Source organism: Pseudanabaena biceps PCC 7429, from assembly GCF_000332215.1.
GTDB classification, from domain to species: domain Bacteria; phylum Cyanobacteriota; class Cyanobacteriia; order Pseudanabaenales; family Pseudanabaenaceae; genus Pseudanabaena; species Pseudanabaena biceps.
Map to the genome: position 1 here is coordinate 1 of NZ_ALWB01000233.1, position 7,563 is coordinate 7,563.

The window sequence follows — 7,563 nt, forward strand, 5'->3', positions numbered from 1 at the left end:
CACCTGCTGAGGAACGTTTTCTATATTTATTGATTGACGTAACTCTGCAACCATTTCTCTGAGACCTTGAGGACTCTAGCTATTCCAGCTAGTGGGATTTTTTCTTAGCAGTAGTCTCTCTAAAAGGTCATAAGTGTCTTGGATACGCTCTGAAACTCTCTGCCACTGTGGATTTTCTACAAATTGACGACCACAGTCCCGACATTTATAATTTTGTTTGCCATGCCGAGTACTACCGTTTTTAACCACTGATACGGACTGGCAGGATGGACTTGATGGACTTGACTCTGACATTGCTTTAATCTGTAACAACCATCTAGATATTTTCCCTCATCCTTTCCTTTTTAGGACTACCCTAGCCACCGCATGGGCAACAGGGAATCATCAATACATTGGAGGCTTAGCCCAAGAAGTCCAAGTCGCCGTAGATCGGCTTAAATCCGACCTCAGCCATGACCAAGCCTTTCTCGATGAAGTGGGCAAAAGCTTACCGAAACTGGATTGGCTGATCGACCGCAAACAGCAAGGAGTCTATGGCAGTTACTACGATGCTAAACAGAGATGCAAACAGCCCGCTCGACCAATGAAAGCAGGTGGAGAATACAAAGACGCAATCTCTTTACTGATTCAGTCAGTAAATGCCATCTGGCAACCCGTAAATCTACACGAACGTACCCTACTCGAATTCCGCGAACTATTCATCAAGCCAAGTGAAACCCTCTACCAACGAGCGATCGCTCGCCGCGATGAATATACCAGCAAGATTAGGGAAGCGATGAAACTATCGAGTGAGAAAGAATCCCGCAAGAAAATCCTGAGAGCCGCAGTGCAATGGGCAAAGAGCTTGGGCGAGAAACTACGCAACAAAAGCGAGAAAACCGCTCAAACCTGTGCCGCCGCTATGTGGCAAGCCAGTCACAACGGCGATCATGGAACCGCAAGCGTTGCATTCAATATGTTCCTACCAGAGATCTGCGATCGCCTCCATGACAACCAACTGATGCGCCTACAAATCGTAGGCGCACAGTATGGAGAACTCGCATCAACCAAATGGACGGGAAATGGAGAACATGCCTGCATCCCCATCCTTGTATCTCAACGTCAAGAAGATGGTAGATATCAGATAGAAGTCATCCGCAAAAGCAGGAAAAAGCCATACCTGCTAGGACTCGTCGCCAAAGACTCCGCCAAAGTATTGGTGGGAGAATACACAGCTTCTCTGACTACGCATCAAAAGACTATATTGTGCGAACTGGTCGCTGCTTAGAAATCAAGGGGATAAAGCGGCTTTATCCCCTTGATTATCTATCTTCTAGAAAAAAGAATTTTCCCAATCCCAAACTTTGCTAAACTAAGTGGATATGAAAACGGATACGCTCTTTTATCAACTATTCAACACCTTTCACACTCTACTGTTTGAGCTAATCGAACGTCCGATTGCTGAAGCAGAAGGCTACGAATTTAGCTCAGTAGAAGTGAAAGAAAAAGCCTTTCGGTTTGATGGCATATTCAGCCCTAAAGCCAAAGATAAACCGATATATCTCATCGAAGTTCAATTCCAGCAAAAGGAAGACTTTTACTGGGAATACTTATCCGAGATATATTTATATTTAAACCAATACCGACCCGAGCGGGAGTGGCAAGCGATCGCCATCTTTGCGAGGCGCAGTTATGAACCAGAGCCAAGAAGCCATGTGCAGGAAATGCTCGACTGCCAGAGAATCAGGCGAGTCTACCTAGAAGACCTGCTAGACCGAGAGACAGACTCCTTTGCGATCGGTATTATTCAGCTCATCTTGTCAAATGAAAGTCAAGCTATAACTAAGGCAAGACAGCTAGGTGAAAAGATTGAGCAGGAAAACAATACCGAAATTCAAGAGCAGGTACTAGAATTAATAGAGACAGTGTTGGTCTATAAATTTGGTAGAGTCGAGGTAGGGTATTATCCCTAGCCCCTCTCAATTAGATCTGGACGTGCGTATTTCTACGCATCCAGCTCCCGATATTCTTAGCTTGCGCTTTTGCTCATGTGATGATAATCATGGCAGCTTTCATGTATCGCTACAAGGTTTGCCGTCTTCCAATTATTATGATTTCCATCTACATGATGTAGATGTACTTTTTCATCACCTACGAATTTTAATCCGCAAGTTCTGCATGAATGGTTTTGCCTTTTAAGGGCTTTAGAGGTCATGCCATCGTAGAGCTTACTGTTACGTTCGCTCCAGTAGACAATATCGCCATCGTAGGGAGATTTCTCTCCTTGGACGTTGTTGTGTCTGTTTTCGGAGTAGGGAATGTCAGGAAATGCTTTGTCTAATAATTTCTTACAAGAATAGCGATTTTGCTTAGATTCCTTGTTAAAGACCTTAAATGCTCTGCTTTCGATGTGATACAACGAGTTTCTTGAACCGTTCATCTTACAGAAGCGGTGGTAATTTCTCCAACCTCTAACAATAGGTGCTAGCTTTTCAGCTTTTACCTTTGCACCATAATTCGAGCTATTGACAATGGCTTTTACTTTCTTGCGGAAAGATTTATAATTTGCTTCTGAGGGCGTACTTTTAAATTTTCCGTTTTTCTGACATTTGAAATGCCAGCCTAAAAAGTCAAATCCATCTTTCATGGCAGTTGTCTTAGTCTTCTTTTCATTAATTTTCATTCCTATAGCAGCTAGAAATTCGCTGATTTTGGCAAGTATTTCAACATCGTTGTCTTCTGGGCGTAGAATTATCACCATGTCGTCTGCATATCTTACAGATGGAGTTTTTATTCTTCCCTTGGGGTCTTTGTAGCTATGTATAGCTTCAATACCATTAAGTGCGATGTTCGCTAGTAGTGGGCTTACCACCCCGCCTTGTGGCGTTCCTTGGTCTGGAAAACCTACGTTTATTCCAGCTTTGAGACATCTGAAGATGCCAAGCTTTAACCCAGAGGGGGCGATTAGGTTATCCATGATTGCAGAGTGGTTAATCCTATCGAAGCATTTTTCAATATCGAGTTCAATAACTCGTTTATTTATTCCATTACATGAGCTTTTAAGATTGTTGAACAAGAATTTCTGAGCATCATGTGCTGCGCGACCTGTTCTAAATCCGTAGCTATGTGCGTGGAAGGTTGCTTCGTGTGCTGGTTCGAGCGCGTATTTAGCTAGGCATTGCCAAGCTCTATCGGCGATTGTAGGCACTTTTAGCATACGCATTGTCCCGTCTTTTTTAGGGATGGGAATTTCTCGTAAACCTGAGTGTTTCCAGTTGATATAATATTTGGCTAAGGTTTTTTCTAAGATGAAGCGTTCTTCAATTGAGAGTGACTTTTTGCCATCAATACCAGCCGTTTTCTTACCAGCATTCAGTTGTGTTACTTGCCGAATCGCTAGTAATCTAGCTGATTTGGATTTGAGAATTAATTTTTGTAAAGACCTTGCTTTCCGCATATCTTTAACTTGAACCGCTTTATACACGCGCTTTTGCAGCTTAAAAAGGTTGACTCGGAATTTCTTCCAAGGCAATTCTTTCCAAAGTTCACTAATATTTCTATTGTGGCTAACCATAATCTGCTCTAGTTTGTGTTTTCTGAATACCTTGAGGCAATTACGCCTCATCCTACCCGAATCTAAAGAATTAATCCTCTCGTCTGGTCTACCGTAAATTCGACAATTTACAGACCTTAGACTCGTTTTTATTCGTTCCGTCCTGAAGATTGGTATGTCCCGTTAGATGTAGCCAATTCAACCGCCAGAACCCCATACTCGTACCGCTATTTTTTGGAAGATGCGGCGGGATACTAATCTCTGGCGAGGTCAGACTTTGTTGGTTGCGCCTGCCTACTAATAGGTTGCTTTTTGAGGCTCTGTTTCATCATGGGGACTCCCTATTAGCGCCAGTGTCCTCAGCAATTAGAGGTCTGATTGCGCCCTGTTCCCAGCTTCAGCCTCCAAGTAACGAGCTTGGTCACTGTGGGCAGATAAGGAGTCAGTCTTGAGTTTAGACGATAGGGCTTGCACCTATATCATCTGGACAGTTAAGCTAGACTTAGGAGTCTTGACTCTAGTGGTTATTTACGGACTGGTTACCGTGATTCACACTAAACGAATCGCACCCAAAACTTAGTCGGCAGGAGATTGAAGCAATGTTTACATACAGCGATTTAAAGCAGACTCGTGTATATCAAGAGGCGAGAGAAGAAGGCGAGCAGCGTGGTGAACAACGTGGCTTAAAGCTAGGTGAAAAGCTGGGTGAGCAACGCGGACTAGTAAAGGGGCAAGCTACGATGCTGCTAAAGATGCTTGGTCGCAAGTTTGGGCAAATTACTCCAACTTTAAAGGCTAAAATCAACAAACTATCGGCAAAGCAGTTAGAAAATTTAGCCGAAGCATTATTTGACCTAGAGACGATCGCCGACCTCAACAACTGGCTAAAAACCAAAGGCAAAGGCAACTAGAGGATTTTGAACCAATACATAAAAAAAGACATGACAAATAAAGTCATGTCTTTTTTTATGGCTAGCGCTTGTTCGCAAGAACAAAAACTAGGGAAAAAGCCAAAAATGTACCAACCCATATTTGAAATTACGCCAGAAATCGAGCAGCATTTTGATAGCCCCTTGCGAGTAAAAGCAGAAGCAACCGTCGAAGCGATCGCTTTAAGCAAGTCAATATCAACAGCCACATCGCAACAACAGGTCGAACTCGCCAAAGCATCGGGATGGGGAACGCTCACCGATATCTGGGTGAAAGCAAACCATCAAGGCAATACATGGCAGCATCGATGCCATGAAAAACTGAGCCAACTATTGACCCAAGCCGAAATCCAAGCCGCCAAATCCGCAACCGCAACCGCTTACCAAACGAGCTTTGAAGTAATTCGCGCTATGTGGGATCTCCTTGGTGATATCGGCTTTACAGGTGGAGCGATCGTCGAACCAGCGTGCAACACCCTAGCGTTTATGGGATGTCAGCCCGCACTGATGAGAGAGCGATCTCAATGGGTAAGCATAGAACTAGACCCAATCTTTGCCCAAATCGCGAGATTGCTATACCCAGAAGCGCTGATTTACGCTCAGGGATTTGAGACAGTGAGCCTAAGTGATAACAGTTTTGACCTAGCGATCGGCAATGTTCCCTTTGGCAATTACAAACTCTACGATCCGCGCTACGCCCACCTGAACCTAAGCATCCACAATTACTTTCTAGCCAAATGTACTGACCTAGTGAGGGAAAATGGGTTGATAGCCATGATTACCAGTTGTTTCACCCTTGATGCAGCCAATACCAGCTTTCGGAAATATCTAGCCAGTAAGTTAGAGCTAGTGACCGCTATTAGATTACCAGATATAGCTTTTAAGAGATTTGCCAACACGGAAGTGGTTGCGGATATCCTTGTTTTCCGCAAGCTCACGGAAACTGAACTGAGAGCCACGAATCAGAAAAACTATCAATATCCTGATTGGGTAAAGACAGCACCATCGGGCCAACACACAGTCAATCAGCAGCCAATCATGATTAACCAATGGTTTGTAGAGTCAGCCTAGCGGCTGATCTAGAGAGTAACCACACCAAAGCTAATGAGCGAGTCACTCCTATTAAGGATTGACTCGCTTTTTTAATTGAGAAAAAGCCCATGACTACATCACCATTGAAATTCCGCAATATCCTCGGAGAATTGACAACCGCCAAACTCTATGGAGGAGAACATTTAGGCGTAACTGCCCCAGTAAACTTTGACCTGAGAGCAGAGATTAGCAAGATTGGAAAAGCGATCGCTAAATTCTACGAACCAGCCGTAACTCAAACCAAAGTAATTCAAATTCCACCACAGTTACAAAAAGTGCTACCCAACGCTTTCTGCGAACATGAAGGACAAATCTATCGTCGCACCGACTATCAGCTAGAACTAGTCTCTAACCAACAACAACGCATTCGGGCTGCCATGTCTGTCGCCAAGATCCTCGATCTAGTGCTGAGAATGCAGCAGTACGAAGACGAAAAAGAACTAGGCAAACTGCGCCAAATTCTCAATCAAAAATATGATGAGTTCGCAATTAGATTTGGGCATTTCATCAGCAAAGAGAACCTCAGTATCTTCCAAGAAGACCCGAACTACTATCGATTGAGAGCATTAGAAATCGATCGCGGCAAAGGCAAAAGCCCCGCCAAAGCTCCCATCTTTCATCAAAGAACCGTCAGAGCCACTCCCAGATATCGTGCTGATAATGCCAAAGATGCCCTAGCGCAATGTCTAGATGCCAAAAGCTATATCGACCTAGACTGGATCGCCAACCTCATCGATAAAAGTATCAGCACCGTCATCAGCGAACTAGAAGGCGATATCTTCTACAACGGCACAATCCCACCAGCAACCGTACAAGAAACGACCAATGCTGAATGGATCACCAGAGAAGAATTCATCAGTGGGAACGTCGTCAACCGACTCAACAAAATCATCGCATGGCAAGAAAACGGAGTCCCCAACTGGCTGAACATCGACAAATACCATCAAACCATTAGCAGCAACCAACCAGTTCCCTGTTTACCCGAAACTCTAGATGTAGATATCAAAGTGCGCTGTGCGGTGAAGCTAGGCATCAATGTCAATGCCATGACCAAAAACGAGCTAAAGCTGTTATTACACAACACGATCCGCGTCAAACTAGGAACGAGTTGGCTCCCCGAAGATGTAATCAAAGAATTTAGCGAACAACTCCTTAGCCATACAGGAACCAGCACCGTCAAATTCCATCCCGACCCCGCCAATATTTGGGTAATCAAAGGTGACAGCAAACTGACCAACTCACCCCAAAACAAAACCGAATGGGGAACCAGCAACTACACCGCCCTCGAACTAATCGATTGTGCACTCAACCAAAAAGACCCCAAAGTATATGAATACATCAAAGACAAGCATGGCAACATCACCGCCATCCTGAATGTAGAAGCCACAACTGCATCTCGGACAATGCAAGACAAAATCCAGACTGCTTTTAAAGCATGGATCTGGAGTGAATGCGATCGCGCCGAAAGATTATGTCTGCACTATAACCAATACCACAACCTCTACCGCGATACCATGTATGACGGCTCGCACTTAACCTTCCCCAACATGGCTCCCGACTTCGAGATGCGAAGCCACCAGCGCAACTTCGTGCGTCGAGTCGAACGGCAAAGAGCCGCTTTCGCTGCCCATCGAGTCGGCTATGGCAAAACCGCGACGATGATTGCCGCAGGCATGGAGTTAAAACGCAAAGGGATGGCGCACAAAGTCATGCATGTAACCATGAAATCGATCTTGCCAGGATACAGCAAAGAATTTCGACGACTGTACCCCGAAGCTAAGATTCTGGTACCGAATGCTCAAGACTTTGCCAAAGATCGCCGCCGCGTCCTATTGAGCCAAATTGCCACTCATAACTATGACGCGATTATTCTCACCTACGAACAATTCTTTAACTTGCAAATTAGCGAATCAACCGAACTGATGTTTTTAGAGGAGCAAATGTCGGCGATTAGTTCCATTTGCGAAGCAACCAACAAAGAAGAATCCAGACAAGTATTCCGAAGTCTTG

General features: G+C 44.5%; 6 protein-coding genes and 1 pseudogene. 5 read left to right on the top strand and 2 right to left on the bottom strand.

Annotation, left to right across the window (positions count from 1 at the left end; genetic code table 11):
- Positions 1-29: 29 nt before the first annotated feature.
- Positions 30-294, bottom strand: a pseudogene (locus PSE7429_RS28055) (IS1/IS1595 family N-terminal zinc-binding domain-containing protein); the annotation flags it as partial.
- Here PSE7429_RS28055 and PSE7429_RS27335 point away from each other — a divergent pair.
- Together PSE7429_RS27335 and PSE7429_RS19275 are read left to right on the top strand one after the other, a co-directional pair.
- Positions 218-1,267: a hypothetical protein gene (locus PSE7429_RS27335; RefSeq protein ID WP_009629013.1), complete on the top strand. Its 1,050-nt coding sequence runs from the start codon at positions 218-220 to the stop codon at positions 1,265-1,267. The pseudogene PSE7429_RS28055 and the gene PSE7429_RS27335 overlap by 77 nt on opposite strands.
- Positions 1,268-1,361: 94 nt before the next feature.
- Positions 1,362-1,952 (top strand): DUF2887 domain-containing protein, encoded by a 591-nt coding sequence (locus tag PSE7429_RS19275; protein WP_009629014.1) that lies wholly within the window; start codon positions 1,362-1,364, stop codon positions 1,950-1,952.
- 56 nt (positions 1,953-2,008) lie between these two features.
- Here the strand turns inward: PSE7429_RS19275 and PSE7429_RS19280 are convergent, their stop codons facing one another.
- Positions 2,009-3,553, bottom strand: coding sequence for a group II intron reverse transcriptase/maturase (locus PSE7429_RS19280; protein WP_009629015.1), 1,545 nt, complete (start codon positions 3,551-3,553; stop codon positions 2,009-2,011).
- Between the two features lie 578 nt (positions 3,554-4,131).
- Between PSE7429_RS19280 and PSE7429_RS19285 the strand changes: the two genes are divergently transcribed.
- The 3 genes from PSE7429_RS19285 to PSE7429_RS19295 form a co-directional block, all read left to right on the top strand.
- Positions 4,132-4,443 carry a DUF4351 domain-containing protein gene (locus PSE7429_RS19285; protein ID WP_009629016.1) on the top strand — a complete coding sequence of 104 codons (312 nt, stop codon included), beginning with the start codon at positions 4,132-4,134 and terminating at the stop codon, positions 4,441-4,443.
- Between the two features lie 105 nt (positions 4,444-4,548).
- Complete coding sequence (locus tag PSE7429_RS19290) at positions 4,549-5,532, top strand: Eco57I restriction-modification methylase domain-containing protein (RefSeq protein WP_193789117.1); 984 nt, start codon at positions 4,549-4,551, stop codon at positions 5,530-5,532.
- An 89-nt stretch (positions 5,533-5,621) separates the two neighbouring features.
- The coding region (locus PSE7429_RS19295) for a DEAD/DEAH box helicase family protein (RefSeq protein WP_009629018.1) at positions 5,622-7,563 on the top strand (1,942 nt) is incomplete at its 3' end.